Below are 15712 nucleotides of genomic sequence, written 5' to 3'. Positions count from 1 at the left end.
AGGCCTCAGGGCCAGCGCAGGTGTCGCGCCAACTCGTCGAACAGTGTCACCACCGAACGCAAGGCCCGACAGTCCGGGCGGGTCAACAGCCACAGGGCGGTTTCCTGGCCCAGGGGTTCACTCAACGCCTCCAGCCCGGCGCTGCCCACCAGGAAATCCGGCAGCGCGGCCACGCCCAGGCCAGCGCGCACCAGCTCGGTAACCGAAAGCATGCTGTTGCAGCGGTAACTGGGCTGTACGCCGGGCCATTGCTGGCGACGCCAGACCACGGTGGGGTGATCGGGCAGGAAATCGTCCGGGGCGATCCAGGCCAGCCGCGACAGATCAGTGCAGTCGACCCGTTGCCGATAGGCCGGGCTGGCGCATACCCGGTAGGACACCGCCCCCAGGCAGCGCCCCACCAGGTGCTCTGGAGGCCTGGCGGTCAGGCGCACGGCAATATCCGCATCACGCCGGTTGAGATTGGCGAAATCATTGGACGTGCACAGCTCGATGACCAGTGCCGGGTAGTTCGCCATGAACTGCGCCAGGGCCGGCAGCAACAGGCCTTGCAACACCGAATCGGTACAAGTCAGGCGTACCGTGCCGCTGACCACTTCGCCGCCCCGGGCCACGCCGATACGCGCCGCTTCCAGGGCCTGTTCCGCGTGTTCGGCCTGCTGCGCCAGGGCCTGGGCCAGGCTGGTGGGCAAGTAGCCGGCGCGGCTCTTGTCGAACAACTGCTGGCCCAGCCCGGCCTCCAGCCGGCGCACGGCGCGAAACACCGTCGAGACATCGACCTTGAGCAGGGCCGCAGCACGCGCCAGGGAGCCGCCGCGAACCAGGGCCAGGATCAATGAGAGATCGGGATAGTCCAACTGATAGTGCGCTGGTGCAATGATCATTTGGGTAAACGCCAATATTGATTGCGTAGGCGCCAATTTATAGTGGGCCCAGGCCATCGACAAGTCAGGGTCACAACCGGAGAGTTCCATGCATCCACAGGTACCAGCACCGACCATTCGTATCGCCCTGGTGGGGGATTACGACCCACAGATCACCGCGCACCAGGCCATCCCCCTGGCCCTGGAACGGGCAGCGCAGGAGGGTGCCGGCCCAGTGGAATACCAGTGGCTGGCAACCGCCGATCTGCACCAGGAGAAAGACCTGGAGGGCTTCCACGGTATCTGGTGTGTCCCCGGCAGCCCCTACCGCAACATCGAGGGTGCCCTGCTGGCGATCCGCGTGGCGCGTGAACAGCAGCGGCCATTTCTCGGTACCTGTGGCGGCTTTCAGCACGCGGTCCTGGAATACGCCCGCAATGTGCTGGGCTGGGCCGATGCTGAACACGGCGAAACCGCGCCCGACGCCGAGCGCGTGCTGCTCACGCCCTTGAGTTGCGCCCTGGTGGAAGCCCGGGACTCAATTCAGTTGCGCGCCAACAGCCGCATCGCCAGGGCCTACGGCACAACCTGCATCGAGGAAGGTTATCGCTGCCGCTATGGCGTCAATCCGGACTTCGCTGGCGCCCTGCTCAGCGGCACCTTGCTCCCCACTGGCCATGACAGCGCCGGCGACCTGCGCAGCCTGGAACTGGACGAGCATCCGTTCTTCGTCGCCACCCTGTTCCAACCCGAGCGCGCGGCCCTCCAGGACCGCACACCGCCTCTGGTCAGGGCCTTGCTCACGGCCTGCCGGGAGTGCCAAGCATGACTGACCGGACTCCCGCACCGCCCTACTACGCCGTGATTTTCAGTTCCCAGCGCGGTGAGGCCGACCCCGCCTATGAACAGGCAGCCGAACGCATGCTCGAACTGGCGCGCCAGCAGCCGGGGTTTCTCGGGGTCGAATCGGCACGAGGTGAGGACGGCTTCGGCATCACCGTGTCGTACTGGAGCAGCGAAGCGGCGATCCTGGCCTGGAAGCAGCACCCCGAACACAGCGCGATCCGCGAGCGCGGTCGGGCACAGTGGTATCGCCAGTTCAGCACCCGGGTGAGCAAGGTCCAACGGGCTTACGGCTTTCCAGGCTGAGCCCGCTTCAGGCACGGATTCCCGAGCCGCCCGGGTGACGGCTCGGGGGCACGCATCAGCCCTGCGTGGTCGACAGCAGGCTGCGCACCGCCTGGATTTCCGGCAAGTCGCTGCGGCGCATGTATACCCGCAGCGGCTCGCTGATATTGATCCGGTCGTCGATGTTCTGATCCAGCAGCAGCTGGATCTGCTCGCGCTTGAGGCTCATGGCCTGGTCCGACACCGGCGCCCAGACAAACTCGTGGGCCGGCACTATGGCGTCGTCGGCCACGTCCATGCCAAAGGAGTCTTCGCTGAAGCGCACGATATAGCGACCGGTCTTGCGATTGAAGCCGACAAAGCCCTTGAGCTGGTCGGCAGCCTGACAGATGAGTTCGGAGGTGATGCTCATGGTAAACCTCACTAGAGTCCCGCAGGACAGGTGATCAATGGTCTACACGCGAGGCAAGGTACAGCGGAGTTTTCAGGGCCTCCCTCTGATGGGGAAACTGCAGCGCCCAAGAGTACTGCAAAGCGCCGGAAAAAAGCGCTGAAAAATGCAAATGAGAGGGATTTATGTCGCTCTGGAGATAGCACAAGCGTCATCGAGTTGTTAAAAGATATCCCCTTGAACACGCCCCCACGAAAGGATTTCGAGCATGCCCGCGACCTTCACCCCTTGTGCCCTGATGCTGGGCCTGATGCTCGCTTGCGGACTGGCCCAGGCCTCTGAACAGCCTGGCCCGGACGCCCTGGCCGCTCGCCAGGGGATTCCACAACCAGCGGTGATCGCCCACCGCGGCGCCTCTTTCGATGCCCCCGAATCCACCGCGGCTTCCTACACGCTGGCCCGGGACCTGGGCGCCGACTACCTGGAAATGGACCTGCAACGCAGCAAGGATGGCGTGCTCTTCGCCCTGCACGACAACAACCTGCAACGCACCACCGACGTGGCGCAGAAATTCCCCGAACGCAAGGACAGCCCGGCCAACGCCTTCACCATGGCGGAACTGAAAACCCTCGACGCCGGCAGCTGGTTCAACCAGGCCCACCCGGAGCGGGCGCGGCCGGGCTTTGCCGGGCTGAAGATCCTCACCCTGGATGAAATCATCGACATCGCCCAGGGCAATGCGCAGCACAAGCCCGGGCTGTATATCGAGACCAAGGAACCCCAGCTGTTCCCCGGTATCGAGCACGACCTCAAGGAAAAACTCCAGGACCGTGGCTGGCTGAGCCCGGCCGGTTCCAAGCTGGCGAAAAGCGAACTGGCGGTGGGCCAGGGCAAGGGCAAGGTGGTACTGCAGACCTTCGACAAGCACAGCCTGGAACTGCTGCACCAGGCAATGCCCAACGTGCCGAAAGTACTGTTGCTTTGGGTCGCGCCCGGTAGTATCGAACCCGCGTCCGGCCAGAGCTTCGCCAGCAGCGGCGAAACCGACAAGGCCGCGTTCTATGCCCGGCAGCAGCCCAAGGACCAGGCCGAGTTCAAGCGCTGGGTGGATTTCGCCAAGGCCCAGGGTGCCATCGGCACCGGCCCTTCCGCGGCCCTGACCGGCGGTGGCGAGCAGAGCTACTCGGACCTGGTGCAACCCTGGATGAACCAGTACACCCACGACCAGGGCCTGCTGGTGCACGTCTATACCATCGACGAGCCGGTGGACTTCAAGAAGGTCATGGATGCCGGGGTCGATGGCATCTTCACCAACCGCAGTGCCGAACTGCTCAAGTACTTCAAGCGGCCGGCCAGTGCCAGCGTGGCGCAATTGCTGGACGCCAGCGGTTACTGAATGACGGTTTCGCACTGGCACGGCGAGCTCTGGCTGGGCCGGGATTTCGGCCTGATCCACGGGGCGATGGGGCCAACCGAGCCCCATGCCCACTATGCCCATCAGCTGATCATCGCCCCCGGGCAACCGGTCACGGTGGCGCTCGCGGGCGGGCTGCAGAGCGCTCATTACCTGTTGATCCCGGCCTTGCAGCGCCACGCCATCGTTCAGGCTCCCGAGCAGGCCTTCACGGTGTACGCCGAGCCGCTGCTGATCGCCGTCGAAGACCTGCAAGCATGCGTCAGTGGCGCCGCCCCCTCACTGCCCGGCCTGGAAGCGGCGCTGCGCCGTTGCCCGCGCCAGCCCGTTGCCGACCCACGTGTAGCGCGGGCACTGCACGCCGTGGATGCCGCCCTGGAGGGCAAGGTCGCCGCCGCGCAACTGGCGGCCCGGGCCCATGTATCCCTGAGCCAGCTGGAGCGTCTGTTCGCCCGTGACGTCGGCCTGCCGGTAAGGCGCCTGGTGCTCTGGCGCCGCCTGCGCCTGGCCATGGCCCTGGTGCTGGAGGGCCAGACCCACACTGGCGCGGCACACGGCGCCGGGTTCGCCGACAGCGCGCACTTCTCCCGCACCCTGAAGAGCCTGTTCGGCGTCACCGCCAGCCAGGCCCTCAAGCACCTCAAGCCCCGCTTGCTGGTCTGACGCGCCGGCGCAACTGCTCGGGCACCACGGGTTCTGCCCCATAGCGCTGTGCCTTGAACGGCTCCAGCAACTGCGGCCAGTAATCCACCGGGTAGTCGGCACGGCTGCCAATCCCCAGGTCGCCCTGGCGCATGCAATAGTCATCGCGATAAAACGCGGTGCCCAGCAGCCAGTCCCAGAGATTGAAGAACAGCCCGAAGTTCACATCCCCGGCGCGTCCGTACTTCATGTGGTGAAAGCGATGCACCGGCGCCCAGGCGAAGATCCAGCGCAAAGGCCCCAGACGCATGTCGACATTGGAATGCTGCAACAGCAGCTGGACGGCAATGGCCAGGGCCAGCAACTGCGCCACCGGCAGCGGGATGCCCAGCAACACCAGCGGCAGCAGCCCGGCCGAAGCTTCGATCAACTGGTGCAGGGGATGCTTGAGCAAGCCATTGAAACCGTACATGCGCTGCACACTGTGATGCACCGCATGCAAACGCCAGAGCCAGGCCAGGCGGTGGCTGGCGTAGTGGGCCAGGGTAATGCCGCAATCGGCGATCACGATGGCCAGCAGCAACTGCCCCCAGAGCGGCCAGCCCTGGGGCCAGAGCCCATCATGGGCCAGCAGCGCAACCAGCCCGGGCAACGCCAGCAGCCCCAGCGCATTGAGGCTTTCATTGACCAGGGCATGCAGGCTGTCGCGCAGCCGGTCGCCTTGGGAACGGTTCCAGCCAGGCTCATAGGGCAAGCACCATTCCGCCAGGAACGACACCCCCAGCGCAGCCCCGAACACCCCCAACAACCCGCTGGCAGACGCCGGCCCAGCACTCATCCACCACACCCCGGCGCCGATGAACCCGGCAAACACCAAGGGTGCGTACAACCATGCAAGCATTCGTTTCATTTGCTGCAGCTCCTGTAGGGAAAACCGCAGCTTGCGACCCGATGCCGGGGCGCGGCTTGAACAAACGACGCAAAGAGTGACCTGAATTAAGGGTGAATTAAGTTGCGTTGGCTAACCTGTGCCCATCGAAACCCATCACCCCAAGGAATCAACCCATGACCAAGTTCTCCGCCCTGTTCGCAGCCGCCGCCCTGACCCTGACCGCTGGCCTGGCCCAAGCCGATGTGCGCCCGGACCTGATCCCCGGCCTGCTCAAGTCCGGCGCCATCATGGACCTGGAAAAACTCAACCAGGCCGCCCTCGCCCAGCACCCGGGCACCACCGCCGCCAGCATCACCGACACCGAGCTCGAGCAGACCGCCACTGGCGCCTACGTCTACCAGGTGGAACTGCGCGACAGCAAAGGCATCGAGTGGGACGTGGACCTGGATGCCAAGACCGGCAAGGTCCTGAGCAACAAGCAAGACAAGTAACCCCCCGCCCCTACAAGGCCGCGCCCCGCTTCGGGAGCGCGGCCTTGTGCGTTGGGGCGTGCGGATCAGTCAGGCACTGGTGCTGACCAGGGAGCCCGCAGTACTGCTCTGGGATTGCTGCAGGGCCTGGAACAAGGCCGCGGTGGCGGTCTGCAACGAAGCGCTGGTGCTGGCCACCTGAGCCTGGGCTGCCGCTACTTGCGCGGCCTTGGCATCGGCACTTTCCTGCTGGCTCTGCGCGGCCTGCAACTGCTGCTGTTGCTCCTGCAATTGCTTTTGCAGTTCAGCGATCTGCTTGCGCAACTGCTTGACCGAGTCGCTGCTGGAATCATCGCTGCTGGAACTGCCGCCGGCCGCGCCAGCACCCGTGGCCGGCGCCTTGGTCGCGTCGCTGGCAGCAGTGGTACTGGCGGTGGAGGTCGCTGAAGTGTCGCTGTCCGAACTGCCGGCGATGCGGGTCTTGCTCGGGCTGACCTGGGTCTGGTTGATCGCGATGGAAGTGATGCTGGCCATGGTGTGAGTCCTGTCGGGTGTGAAGATACCCGGTCATCGACACCTGCCCCGGCCACTTGAGAGTGATCGTGTATCGGCCTGGTAAGCAGGCCGATACACCCCGGCCGACCTCAGGCGCTCAAGCGCGCCGTGACCTCGCTCAACTGCCCCGACAGGCCGTGCAGATTGCGGCTCGCCGCCTCGGTGCGCTGCACGTTGTCCAGATTGGTACTGGCGATGGACGTGATCTCGGTGAGGTTGCGGGAAATGTCCTCGGCCACCGACGTCTGCTCCTCGGCGGCGGTCGCGATCTGCCGGTTCATGTCGCGAATCGCTTCTACCGCTTCGGTGATGCGCTCGAGCATGGCCCCGGCCTCGGTCACCTGCTGCACGCTCTGCTCGCTGCGGGACTGGCCGCTCTCGATGGCCTGGGCCGCATCCACGGCCCCGGTCTGCACGCTCTGGATGATCTGGTTGATCTCGGTGATCGAGGCCGCGGTGCGCTGCGCCAGGCTGCGCACTTCATCGGCGACCACGGCAAAACCGCGCCCGGCCTCACCGGCCCGGGCCGCTTCGATGGCCGCGTTGAGGGCCAGCAGGTTGGTCTGTTCGGCAATGCCCTGGATCACTTCCAGGACCTTGCCGATGCGCCCGCTGTCGGCCTCCAGCCGGCGGATCACGGTGGCGGTGTTGGCAATCTCGCCACGCATCTGGGTGATGCTGTGGATGGTCTGCTGCATCACCTGTTCGCCCTGCTGCGCCGACTGGTCGGCATCGTCTGCGGCACGAGCGGCGTCGGCGGCGTGGCGCGCCACTTCCTGGGCGGTGGCGGACATCTCGTTCATCGCCGTGGCCACCTGGTCCGTGCGGTTGAACTGCTCGTTGGTGCCCTGGGACATCAGGGTGGCGATGGAGTTGAGCTCGCCGCTGGAACTGTCCAGGTCCGAGGCACTGCGCTGCAAGCTGGCGAAGGTCTGGGCCAGGAAATCCCGCAGGGTGTTGGCGGCCATCGCCAGCTTGCCCAGTTCATCCTGACGCTCGCTGGCCACCCGCTGGGCCAGTTGGCCGCGGCTGAGCTGGGCGACATAGTCGATCAACTGACGGATCGGCTGCACCAGGCTGCGATTGACCAGCCACAGGCTGAGCAGGCCGATCAGCAAACCGGAAGCCAGCATCACCAGAATACCCAGCCACACCGTGCGGTCGGCCGCCGCACTGATCTCGGCGGACTGCCGGTCGCCGTGCTGGCGCAGCTCGGTCACCAGTTCGCTCATCTGCTCGCTGGTGGCCCGGTCCACGCCCTTGACCGCGGCATCGCCGGCACTCGGATCGGCACCGCCGGCCACATAGGCATCGCGGCCCTTCTGGTAGGCCGAACCCAACTGCCGGTGCTCATCCGCCAGGCGCTGCACCCGGCTCTTGAGGGAGGCGTCCAGCCCGGGGGTCTGCACCAGCTGGCCGAGGATGCTCTGCACATCGCGCTGGCGGTCTTCGAACTGCTGCCAGTACTTGTTCAACTCCTGGGGCTGCTTGCCCCGCAACAATACGTTCTTCCACTCCTGTACCTGGCTCTTGAACTGCAGGTTGGCCTCGTCGATCAACTGCGAACTGCGCAGCGGACCTTCAATCAGCTCGCGGTAGCTCTGCACGCCACCGGACAGCAAATGAAAACTCGCCAGGGCGATCAACAACATCGCCAGCAGGCTACCGCTCAGCAGGGCAAGGATTTGCGCTCTCAGGGATTTTTGCAAAAACATCGAGGAGATCTCATGGCAGGGATAGAGCAGGCCCGATGAAGGCATGCGTAGTGCCGAACATCCCTGTAAGGCGCATTCGAGAGGGGTCGAATGAGTGCAGCGTAGGAGTGTGATCGGCCTGCGCAAGACAATCTTGAGTGCCGCCGACCATCGGTATGACGGGCTCCATCATGCACTTCAAAACGTCACAAAAATGTCAAAAAGCCTTGCCATGATGGGGCTCAAGTGAACCTGAGAAACCCGCGCCAGGCACTGTCCCTCCTGCGAGACTCCATGAACCACAGCATCGACCAGAGTCACCGTGATTCCGATCTGTTCGGCCTGCTCTACGGTTTCAGCTTTCGCCCCGGCGAACGGGGCCGCGAACTGGACTCGGCCAAGGCCCTGCAAGCCCTGCAACACCCCGAGGACAGCGAGGAGTTCCTCTGGCTGCACCTGAACCTGGCTCACGCCGCGTGCGAGCGCTGGATGAAGTCCCACCTGCAATTGCCCGACGAATTCTTCGAGGCCTTGCACGAAGGCTCGCGCTCGACCCGCATCGAACAGGTGGATTCGGCCCTGCTGGCGGTGGTCAACGACGTGGTGTTCAACTTCGGCAGCATGGTTTCCTCGGACATCTCCACCCTCTGGGTCTGCGCCCGCAGCCGCCTGATCGTCAGCGCCCGCCTGCAGCCGCTGCACTCGGTGGACAAGCTGCGCTCCTCGGTCAAGGCCGGAGAACGCTTTCGCTCGCCCCTGGAACTGCTGGTGCACCTGCTAAGGGACCAGGGCGAAGTGCTGACCCAGATCGTGCGCCGGACCAGCCTCAGCGTGGATCAGATCGAGGACCAGTTGCTGGCAGCCCGGGTCTCCACCAACCGTGCCGAACTGGGGGCCATGCGCCGGGTGCTGGTGCGCCTGCAACGGCTGCTGGCCCTGGAGCCGGGCTCGCTGCTGCGCCTGCTCAACCGCCCGCCGCAATGGTTGCAAAAGGAAGACGTCAAGGAGCTGCGCAAGTCCACCGAAGAGTTCGCCCTGATCATCAACGACCTCACCGCCCTGGGGGAGCGGATCAAGCTGCTGCAGGAAGAGATCGCCGCCAACCTCAACGAACAGACCAACCGCACCCTGTTCACCCTGACGGTGGTCACGGTGCTGGCGTTGCCGATCAACATCATCGCCGGTTTCTTTGGCATGAACGTCGGTGGCATTCCGTTCTCCGGCGACCCGGAGGGCTTCTGGATCCTGGTAGCGCTGGTGGCCACTTTCACCGTGATCGCCGGGCGCTGGGCCTTTCGCAAACGCCAGGACTACTGACCCCACCTTGTAGGAGCCGGCTTGCCGGCGAAGGCGTCCGCCAAGGCAGGTGCTTGGCTTGAGGGCCTCTTCGCCGGCAAGCCGGCTCCTACGGGATGAGCGGGATGGAGGGATGGTCGTGCGTGATCGATCTGATCAACGGAACGGCTCAATTGCGTAAACCATGACCTGAGGCAGCCTCCCTGTAACATTCAGCAACGATCATGGGCAGCACTCCTTCTCGCCACAGGATTGTCCAGCAATGGCCACCCCGTCCCTGACTGCCGCTTCGTCCAACCTCGACAGCAAACCGCAACTGGATAAAAAGCCCGGCCCCTTCACCCTCGTCGCCTTCTTCGCGGTGCTGGCCATGGGCTTGTTGTTCACCGCCTACAGCCTGGTGCACGACATGCACGAGCTGGGCACCACGGTCACCACCTGGACCCCGTTCCTGCTCCTGGGCGTGGCGTTGCTGATCGCCCTGGGCTTCGAGTTCGTCAACGGTTTCCATGACACCGCCAACGCCGTGGCCACGGTGATCTACACCCACTCGCTGCCGCCGCAGTTCGCGGTGGTCTGGTCCGGCCTGTTCAACTTCCTCGGAGTACTGCTGTCCAGCGGCGCGGTGGCTTTCGGCATCATCGCCCTGCTGCCGGTGGAACTGATCCTGCAGGTGGGTTCCTCCGCCGGTTTCGCGATGATCTTCGCCCTGCTGATCGCCGCCATCCTATGGAACCTCGGCACCTGGTGGCTGGGCCTGCCGGCTTCGTCTTCCCACACCCTGATCGGCTCGATCATCGGTGTCGGCGTGGCCAATGCCCTGATGCATGGCCGCGACGGCACCAGCGGCGTGGACTGGGGCCAGGCCACCAAGGTCGGCTACGCCCTGCTGTTCTCGCCCCTGATCGGCTTCGTGTTCGCCGCCCTGCTGCTGTTGGCCCTGCGCCTGTTCGTCAAGAACCGTGCCCTGTACAAGGCACCCAAGGGCGACGCACCGCCGCCCTGGTGGATTCGCGGGCTGCTGATCCTGACCTGCACCGGCGTGTCCTTCGCCCACGGTTCCAACGACGGCCAGAAAGGCATGGGCCTGATCATGCTGATCCTGGTGGGCACCCTGCCCATGGCCTACGCCTTGAACCGCACCATGCCCGCCGACCAGTCGCTGCAATTCGCCGCGGTGGCCGAAGTCACCCAGCAGGCCCTGGTGAAGAGTGCCCCGCAACCGGCGCCGGCCGATTCCCGCGCGGTGCTCTCGGAGTACATGCGCAGCAAGGAAGCGACACCGGAACTGATCCCCGCGCTGGCCGCCCTGACCGGCGCCATCGGCACTGAAGTGAAGGGCTACGGTTCGCTGGCCAAGGTGCCCGCCGAAGCCATGGGCAACGTGCGCAACGACATGTACCTGACCAGCGAGGCGATCCGCCTGATGGACAAGAATCAGGTAGGCCACTTCGACCAGGACACCCGGGACAAACTGCAACTGTTCAAGCAACAGATCGACAACGCCACGCGCTTCATTCCGCTGTGGGTGAAGATCGCCGTGGCCATCGCCCTTGGCCTGGGCACCATGGTGGGCTGGAAGCGCATCGTGGTCACCGTTGGCGAAAAGATCGGCAAGACCCACCTGACCTACGCCCAGGGCGCCTCGGCGGAAACCGTGGCGATGCTGACCATCGGCGCGGCGGACATGTTCGGCCTGCCGGTGTCCACCACCCATGTGCTGTCCTCGGGGGTGGCCGGGACCATGGTGGCCAATGGCGGCGGCTTGCAGATGCGCACCATCCGCAACCTGGCCATGGCCTGGGTGCTGACCCTGCCGGCGGCGATCCTGCTGTCCGGCAGCCTGTACTGGTTGTTCACTCAGCTGTTCTGAGGGGCGTGCCTCCCCCTCTGTAACCGCTGCCGAGCCTGCGAGGCTGCGAAAAGGCCCGCGGGGCCTTGCCTGGCGATCCCTCGCCAAACCTGCAGCAACCTCAGGCTCCCAGCGGCTACACGAGCAAGAGGGTCAGGAAGGGAACAACTTGCTCAGGCAACTGAGCTTTTTCTTGTAGGAACGCCGGGCCTCCAGCGCTTCTTCCAGGGTCACCGCGACAAAACGGGCCTTCTGGTTGGGCTGCATCTGGCCGATCAGGTCGAGGTCGGCGCTGATCACCGTGCCGATCATCGCGTAGCCACCACCGGACACCGCGTCCCGGTGCAGGACGATGGGTTCGAGCCCCGCCGGCACCTGGATCGAACCGATGGGATAGCAGCTGTCGACGATGTTCGACGGATCGGAACCGGCACCGAACGGCTGCTCCCGGGGCTGGAAACTCAAGGCGCTGCCGCCCTTGAAGCGATAGCCGATGCGGTCCGCCTCCGAGCCCACGGTCCAGGGTTCGGCGAAGAAGCTGACCTTGGCCGCCTCGCTCAAGCGCTCGTAGTACAGGCCCGGCACCACCCGCAGGGTGATTTCGCCCCCCAGGGACTGGCGCAGCGCCATGGGCAAGCTGGCACCGGGACGGCTTTTGCCGCTGGCGACGCCCACCGGCAGCTCATCACCCGCCACCAGGCGCCGGCCCTGGAAACCACCCAGGGTACCCAAGGCGTAAGTCGAGCGGCTGCCCAGCACCAGCGGCACATCGATGCCACCGGCCACCGCCAGATACGCCCGGGCCCCGGCCTTGGGAAAGTCGAAGCGCAGCACTTGCCCGGCCTTGACCGCAAAGGCGGTGTCCAGGTGCATGTCCACGCCATCGAGCTTGGGGGTCATGTGGGCACCGCAGACCGCCACCAGGGCATCGGTGCTGAATGCAAGCTCAGGGCCGAGCAAGGTGCACTCCAGCCCCGCTGCCCCCGCCGGGTTGCCCACCAGCTGGTTGGCGGCGCTCAGGGCGTACTGGTCCAGGGCCCCGGACGGCGGAATCCCCAGGTGATAGAAACCTTCGCGACCCAGGTCCTGTACCGATGTGGCCAGGCCCGGTTTGATGACCTTGATCATGCCAGCACCTCCTGCAGCGACGTGGGATAGCCGACCGGGTCGGCGAGAAAGGCATCCAGGGAAAACTCCACCTCGCGGATGCGCAAGTCGAAACGCCCGGCCTCGACCTCGGCCACGGCAAGGTCATAGGCCTGGCGGTCAATGGGCTTGAACTGCACGATGTCCCCCGGACGGAAGAACACCATGTGCTGCTTGAGGTAGGCCAACTGTTGCTGCGGGTCGTAGATCGGCGCCGGGGTGACGCCGAACATCTGGTAGCCGCCGGCACCGCGCACCGAGTAGATGCAGCCGAAACAGCCGCCATGGCCCAGGGTCAGTTTGGGCGTATCGGTGCGCGGCCGCAGGTACTTGGGCACCTGCAGTTGCCGTTCACGTTCGACCATCTGGAACATGAACGGCAGGCCCGCCACAAAGCCCACCATGGAGACGAACCAGGGCGCGCCGCTGTGGGCGGCGATAAAGGCTTCGACATCCGCCAGGCCGTTGATCCGCGCCGCGTACTCAAGATCGGTGGCGCTGGGGTCCTGGTGCCGGTCGCGAAAGCGCATCAGGGTTTCATGGGTCCAGGGGTCGTTGTAGAGCACCGGGATCTCGATGATCCGGGTATGCAGGCTGCGCTCGGCCACCGCGCAGGCCTCGGCCTGTTGCACCGCCTCCAGCAGATCCTGCGGGGCGATGCGGTCCGGGTCGAAGCGGATCTGGAACGAAGCATTGGCCAGGCACACATCCAGCACGCCATCCAATTCCAGGCGCTCCACCGCGCGGGTCACCGCCATGCCCTTGAAGAAGGCTTCCAGGGACATGCTGTCGCTGACTTCGGCGAACAGGTGCTCGTCGGCACCAAAGCTGTAGCGGATAGGCAGGTTCATGCGACACCTCCGGCGCGGTGCTCGGCCAGCCAGGTTTCCAGGGTTCCGGTGTGAAAGTCGGCCTGCTCCAGCCAGGGTTCGGCCAGCAGTTCACGGTGCAGCGACAAGGTGCTGGCCATGCCGGTCAGGGTGGTGTGTTCCACGGCCAGCCGCGCCCGGGCCAGGGCTTCGCCACGGTCACGGCCATGGACGATCAGCTTGGCCAGCAGCGAGTCGTAGTAAGGCGGCACAGCATAGCCCGGGTACAGGTGGCTATCGACTCGCACCCCGGCGCCTTGCGGCCAGATCAGTTGCTCGACCTTGCCCGGGCTGGGGAAGAAATCCCGCGCCGGATCTTCGGCGTTCAGGCGCATCTGCAAGGCCGCGCCGTTAAGCCGGATATCACTCTGGCGCAAACCCAGGGGCTCGCCCCCGGCAATACGCAGCATGGCCTGGACCAGATCGATGCCGGTGATCAGCTCGCTGATGGGGTGCTCCACCTGGATCCGCGTGTTCATCTCGATAAAGAAGAACTCGCCGGTGCTGTCGTCGTAGAGGTATTCCAGAGTGCCCGCGCCCTGGTAGCCCAAGGCTTGGGTGAGGCGCACGGCGCTGCTGCACAACTGCTCACGCTGCTCGGCACTGAGCACCGGCGACGGCGCTTCCTCGAAGATCTTCTGCCGCCGCCGTTGCAGCGAACACTCGCGTTCGAACAGGTGCACCGCGTGTTTGCCATCGCCCAACACCTGGACTTCGATGTGCCGCGCACGGCCAATGAAACGCTCCAGGTACACTGCGCCGTTGCCGAAAGCCGTCTGGGCTTCGCGTTGCGCCCGAGGGAATTCCTCGGCCAATTGCGCCGCGTCCCGGGCCAGGCGGATCCCGCGGCCGCCACCGCCGGCACTGGCCTTGATCAACAGCGGAAAGCCCACGACTTCAGCGGCCGCCAGCGCACTGTCCAGGTCGAAGAGTTCTCCTGGGGAGCCCGGTACCACCGGCACTCCCGCCGCCTGCGCAGTGCGCCGGGCTTCGGCCTTGTCACCCATGCGGCGGATGGTTTCGGCACTGGGACCGACGAAGATCGCCCCGGCCTCGACCACCGCCTCGGCGAAGTCGGCATTCTCGGAAAGAAAGCCATAGCCCGGATGTACCGCGTTGGCACCGCTGGCCTGCAAGGCACCGAGCAGGGCCTGGACATTCAGGTAGCTCTTGTCGGCCCGCGCCGGGCCGATGATCTGTACTTCATCGGCCATACGTGCGGCCATGGAATCGGCATCCGCCTCACTGCAGGCGGCAACGGTGGGAATCCCCAGGGCCTTGGCCGCGCGAATGATGCGCACGGCAATCTCGCCACGGTTGGCCACCAGCAATTTGTTGATTGATCCAGTCATGCCCCGGCCCTCACTGTTCGAGCGTCGCGACGACCTGACCCGGTTCCACCGGATCACCGTCTTCCACCAGAAAGGTGCTGACTTGACCCGCGCTCCCGGCGGTCAGTTCGGAAAACTGCTTCATGACTTCGATCAGGCCGATCACGGTATCGGCGCTGACGCTGTCGCCGACCTCGACGAAAGGCGCCGACTCCGGGGTGGCCTTGCGATAAAAGGTGCCCGGCAAGGGGGTGATAACACTGTATTCGGCCATGTCTGTTCCTTTTGGAATAGTTGTAGAAAGGCAGGCAAAAAAAACAAAACCAGATGAGCCCCGCGTCTGTGCACGGTGCTTCGTGTCGATGCGCCTCAACGCGGTGCGCGGACCTCGATGCCGGCCTGATCCAGCGCCGCTCGGGTGGCCTGCACCAGGTCCAGGGCACCCGGGGTGTCGCTGTGCAGGCAGATGGAATCGAACTCGAGGAACAGCTCCTCGCCTTCGACGGTGCGTACCAGGCCGGTCTGGCAGGCGCGCAGCACCTTGGCCGCCACGGCTGCCGGGTCCAGGGCGCGGACGTTGCGGGTAAACACGATGGAGCCGCTGAGGTCGTAGTCGCGGTCGGCGTAGAACTCGCGGATCACCGGCTGCCCCAGCTCCTGGGCCACGCGCCAGATCACCGAATTGGGCATGCAATACAGCAGCAACTCGGGCTCCAGCCGGCGCAGGTTTTGCACCAGCAGCCGCGCCGCTTCCTCGTCCCGGGCCAGGTGCATGTAGAGCGCACCATGAGGCTTGATGTGCTGCAGCTTCACGCCTTGTACCCGGGCCATTTCCCGCAGGGCGCCAAGCTGATAGAGCATGTCGTCCACCAGCTCCTGGGCCGGGGCATTGATGTGCCGGCGACCGAAACCCACCAGGTCGCGAAACCCCGGATGGGCGCCGATGGCTACCCCCAGGCGCTTGGCCTGTTCGATGGTGCGGCGCATGGTGCCGGGGTCGCCGGCGTGAAAGCCGGTGGCGATATTGGCCGAGCTGATAAAGCCCATCAGCTCGTTGTCGACGCCATCGCCGATGGTCCAGGGGCCGAAGCTCTCGCCCATGTCCGAATTGAAATCCACTGCCTGCATCACTGTTGCTCCAACTCTCGTGACTTCGTGCGACGAAAATT

General features: G+C 65.1%; 17 protein-coding genes and 1 pseudogene. 7 read left to right on the top strand and 11 right to left on the bottom strand.

The window, feature by feature from the left end; genetic code table 11:
* Nucleotides 1-5: 5 nt before the first annotated feature.
* Nucleotides 6-884 carry a LysR family transcriptional regulator gene (locus tag AC07R1_RS21245; RefSeq protein ID WP_011062791.1) on the bottom strand — a complete coding sequence of 293 codons (879 nt, stop codon included), beginning with the start codon at nt 882-884 and terminating at the stop codon, nt 6-8.
* An 88-nt stretch (nt 885-972) separates the two neighbouring features.
* Between AC07R1_RS21245 and AC07R1_RS21240 the strand changes: the two genes are divergently transcribed.
* Nucleotides 973-1692 carry a CTP synthase C-terminal region-related (seleno)protein gene (locus AC07R1_RS21240; protein WP_123472884.1) on the top strand — a complete coding sequence of 240 codons (720 nt, stop codon included), beginning with the start codon at nt 973-975 and terminating at the stop codon, nt 1690-1692.
* A complete protein-coding gene (locus AC07R1_RS21235; RefSeq protein WP_011062793.1) occupies nt 1689-2012 on the top strand; it encodes an antibiotic biosynthesis monooxygenase family protein in 324 nt (107 codons plus the stop codon). Before AC07R1_RS21240 ends, AC07R1_RS21235 begins: the two co-directional genes overlap by 4 nt.
* 55 nt (nt 2013-2067) lie before the next feature.
* On the opposite strand, the gene AC07R1_RS21230 is transcribed toward AC07R1_RS21235, so the two are convergent.
* Nucleotides 2068-2403 (bottom strand): DUF2025 family protein, encoded by a 336-nt coding sequence (locus AC07R1_RS21230; RefSeq protein ID WP_011062794.1) that lies wholly within the window; start codon nt 2401-2403, stop codon nt 2068-2070.
* Between the two features lie 247 nt (nt 2404-2650).
* On the opposite strand from AC07R1_RS21230, the gene AC07R1_RS21225 reads away from it, so the two are divergent.
* A complete protein-coding gene (locus AC07R1_RS21225) occupies nt 2651-3778 on the top strand; it encodes a glycerophosphodiester phosphodiesterase (protein ID WP_019093601.1) in 1128 nt (375 codons plus the stop codon).
* A complete protein-coding gene (locus tag AC07R1_RS21220; RefSeq protein WP_015636695.1) occupies nt 3779-4459 on the top strand; it encodes a helix-turn-helix domain-containing protein in 681 nt (226 codons plus the stop codon). It abuts the gene before it with no gap.
* Here AC07R1_RS21220 and AC07R1_RS21215 read toward each other — a convergent pair.
* The gene (locus AC07R1_RS21215; RefSeq protein ID WP_019096096.1) at nt 4437-5348 is read right to left on the bottom strand and encodes a sterol desaturase family protein; all 912 of its coding nucleotides are present in this window, start codon (nt 5346-5348) and stop codon (nt 4437-4439) included. The two genes, AC07R1_RS21220 and AC07R1_RS21215, sit on opposite strands and share 23 nt — an antisense overlap.
* Before the next feature lie 155 nt (nt 5349-5503).
* Between AC07R1_RS21215 and AC07R1_RS21210 the strand changes: the two genes are divergently transcribed.
* Nucleotides 5504-5821 carry a PepSY domain-containing protein gene (locus tag AC07R1_RS21210; protein WP_011062798.1) on the top strand — a complete coding sequence of 106 codons (318 nt, stop codon included), beginning with the start codon at nt 5504-5506 and terminating at the stop codon, nt 5819-5821.
* A gap of 69 nt (nt 5822-5890) precedes the next feature.
* Here the strand turns inward: AC07R1_RS21210 and AC07R1_RS21205 are convergent, their stop codons facing one another.
* The 3 genes and pseudogenes from AC07R1_RS21205 to AC07R1_RS21195 all read right to left on the bottom strand — a co-directional run.
* A complete protein-coding gene (locus tag AC07R1_RS21205; RefSeq protein WP_072450729.1) occupies nt 5891-6334 on the bottom strand; it encodes a hypothetical protein in 444 nt (147 codons plus the stop codon).
* Nucleotides 6335-6444: 110 nt separating this feature from the next.
* Complete coding sequence (locus AC07R1_RS21200; protein WP_370508325.1) at nt 6445-7149, bottom strand: methyl-accepting chemotaxis protein; 705 nt, start codon at nt 7147-7149, stop codon at nt 6445-6447.
* 228 nt (nt 7150-7377) lie between these two features.
* A pseudogene (locus tag AC07R1_RS21195) lies at nt 7378-7488 on the bottom strand (hypothetical protein); the annotation flags it as partial.
* An 855-nt stretch (nt 7489-8343) separates the two neighbouring features.
* Here AC07R1_RS21195 and AC07R1_RS21190 point away from each other — a divergent pair.
* Together AC07R1_RS21190 and AC07R1_RS21185 are read left to right on the top strand one after the other, a co-directional pair.
* On the top strand, nt 8344-9366 hold the full coding sequence (locus tag AC07R1_RS21190; RefSeq protein ID WP_011062801.1) for a transporter: 1023 nt from the start codon (nt 8344-8346) through the stop codon (nt 9364-9366).
* 241 nt (nt 9367-9607) lie between these two features.
* Nucleotides 9608-11218 carry an inorganic phosphate transporter gene (locus AC07R1_RS21185; protein ID WP_015636700.1) on the top strand — a complete coding sequence of 537 codons (1611 nt, stop codon included), beginning with the start codon at nt 9608-9610 and terminating at the stop codon, nt 11216-11218.
* A 132-nt stretch (nt 11219-11350) separates the two neighbouring features.
* Here the strand turns inward: AC07R1_RS21185 and AC07R1_RS21180 are convergent, their stop codons facing one another.
* From AC07R1_RS21180 to AC07R1_RS21160, 5 genes are all read right to left on the bottom strand, one after another.
* On the bottom strand, nt 11351-12325 hold the full coding sequence (locus tag AC07R1_RS21180; protein ID WP_123397307.1) for a 5-oxoprolinase subunit C family protein: 975 nt from the start codon (nt 12323-12325) through the stop codon (nt 11351-11353).
* A complete protein-coding gene (locus tag AC07R1_RS21175; protein WP_072450732.1) occupies nt 12322-13194 on the bottom strand; it encodes a 5-oxoprolinase subunit B family protein in 873 nt (290 codons plus the stop codon). Before AC07R1_RS21175 ends, AC07R1_RS21180 begins: the two co-directional genes overlap by 4 nt.
* On the bottom strand, nt 13191-14564 hold the full coding sequence (locus tag AC07R1_RS21170; RefSeq protein ID WP_495110912.1) for an acetyl-CoA carboxylase biotin carboxylase subunit: 1374 nt from the start codon (nt 14562-14564) through the stop codon (nt 13191-13193). Before AC07R1_RS21170 ends, AC07R1_RS21175 begins: the two co-directional genes overlap by 4 nt.
* Before the next feature lie 10 nt (nt 14565-14574).
* Nucleotides 14575-14817, bottom strand: coding sequence for an acetyl-CoA carboxylase (locus AC07R1_RS21165; protein WP_053159836.1), 243 nt, complete (start codon nt 14815-14817; stop codon nt 14575-14577).
* Between the two features lie 95 nt (nt 14818-14912).
* The gene (locus AC07R1_RS21160) at nt 14913-15671 is read right to left on the bottom strand and encodes a 5-oxoprolinase subunit PxpA (RefSeq protein WP_047288609.1); all 759 of its coding nucleotides are present in this window, start codon (nt 15669-15671) and stop codon (nt 14913-14915) included.
* Between the last annotated feature and the right edge of the window lie 41 nt (nt 15672-15712).

It is taken from the genome of Pseudomonas sp. GW821-FHT07F01 (genome assembly GCF_059418825.1).
This window is presented reverse-complemented; position numbering and strand designations above follow the sequence as displayed.

Excerpts from the sequence above, each read along its gene's own strand:
- AC07R1_RS21210 (WP_011062798.1), top strand. The coding sequence starts at position 5,504 with ATGACCAAGTTCTCCGCCCTGTTCGCAGCCGCCGCCCTGACCCTGACC.
- AC07R1_RS21235 (WP_011062793.1), top strand. The coding sequence starts at position 1,689 with ATGACTGACCGGACTCCCGCACCGCCCTACTACGCCGTGATTTTCAGT.
- AC07R1_RS21170 (WP_495110912.1), bottom strand. The coding sequence starts at position 14,564 with ATGACTGGATCAATCAACAAATTGCTGGTGGCCAACCGTGGCGAGATT.
- AC07R1_RS21230 (WP_011062794.1), bottom strand. The coding sequence starts at position 2,403 with ATGAGCATCACCTCCGAACTCATCTGTCAGGCTGCCGACCAGCTCAAG.
- AC07R1_RS21215 (WP_019096096.1), bottom strand. The coding sequence starts at position 5,348 with ATGAAACGAATGCTTGCATGGTTGTACGCACCCTTGGTGTTTGCCGGG.
- AC07R1_RS21180 (WP_123397307.1), bottom strand. The coding sequence starts at position 12,325 with ATGATCAAGGTCATCAAACCGGGCCTGGCCACATCGGTACAGGACCTG.
- AC07R1_RS21200 (WP_370508325.1), bottom strand. The coding sequence starts at position 7,149 with ATGTCCGCCACCGCCCAGGAAGTGGCGCGCCACGCCGCCGACGCCGCT.
- AC07R1_RS21245 (WP_011062791.1), bottom strand. The coding sequence starts at position 884 with ATGATCATTGCACCAGCGCACTATCAGTTGGACTATCCCGATCTCTCA.
- AC07R1_RS21160 (WP_047288609.1), bottom strand. The coding sequence starts at position 15,671 with ATGCAGGCAGTGGATTTCAATTCGGACATGGGCGAGAGCTTCGGCCCC.
- AC07R1_RS21165 (WP_053159836.1), bottom strand. The coding sequence starts at position 14,817 with ATGGCCGAATACAGTGTTATCACCCCCTTGCCGGGCACCTTTTATCGC.
- AC07R1_RS21190 (WP_011062801.1), top strand. The coding sequence starts at position 8,344 with ATGAACCACAGCATCGACCAGAGTCACCGTGATTCCGATCTGTTCGGC.
- AC07R1_RS21185 (WP_015636700.1), top strand. The coding sequence starts at position 9,608 with ATGGCCACCCCGTCCCTGACTGCCGCTTCGTCCAACCTCGACAGCAAA.
- AC07R1_RS21240 (WP_123472884.1), top strand. The coding sequence starts at position 973 with ATGCATCCACAGGTACCAGCACCGACCATTCGTATCGCCCTGGTGGGG.
- AC07R1_RS21205 (WP_072450729.1), bottom strand. The coding sequence starts at position 6,334 with ATGGCCAGCATCACTTCCATCGCGATCAACCAGACCCAGGTCAGCCCG.
- AC07R1_RS21225 (WP_019093601.1), top strand. The coding sequence starts at position 2,651 with ATGCCCGCGACCTTCACCCCTTGTGCCCTGATGCTGGGCCTGATGCTC.
- AC07R1_RS21175 (WP_072450732.1), bottom strand. The coding sequence starts at position 13,194 with ATGAACCTGCCTATCCGCTACAGCTTTGGTGCCGACGAGCACCTGTTC.
- AC07R1_RS21220 (WP_015636695.1), top strand. The coding sequence starts at position 3,779 with ATGACGGTTTCGCACTGGCACGGCGAGCTCTGGCTGGGCCGGGATTTC.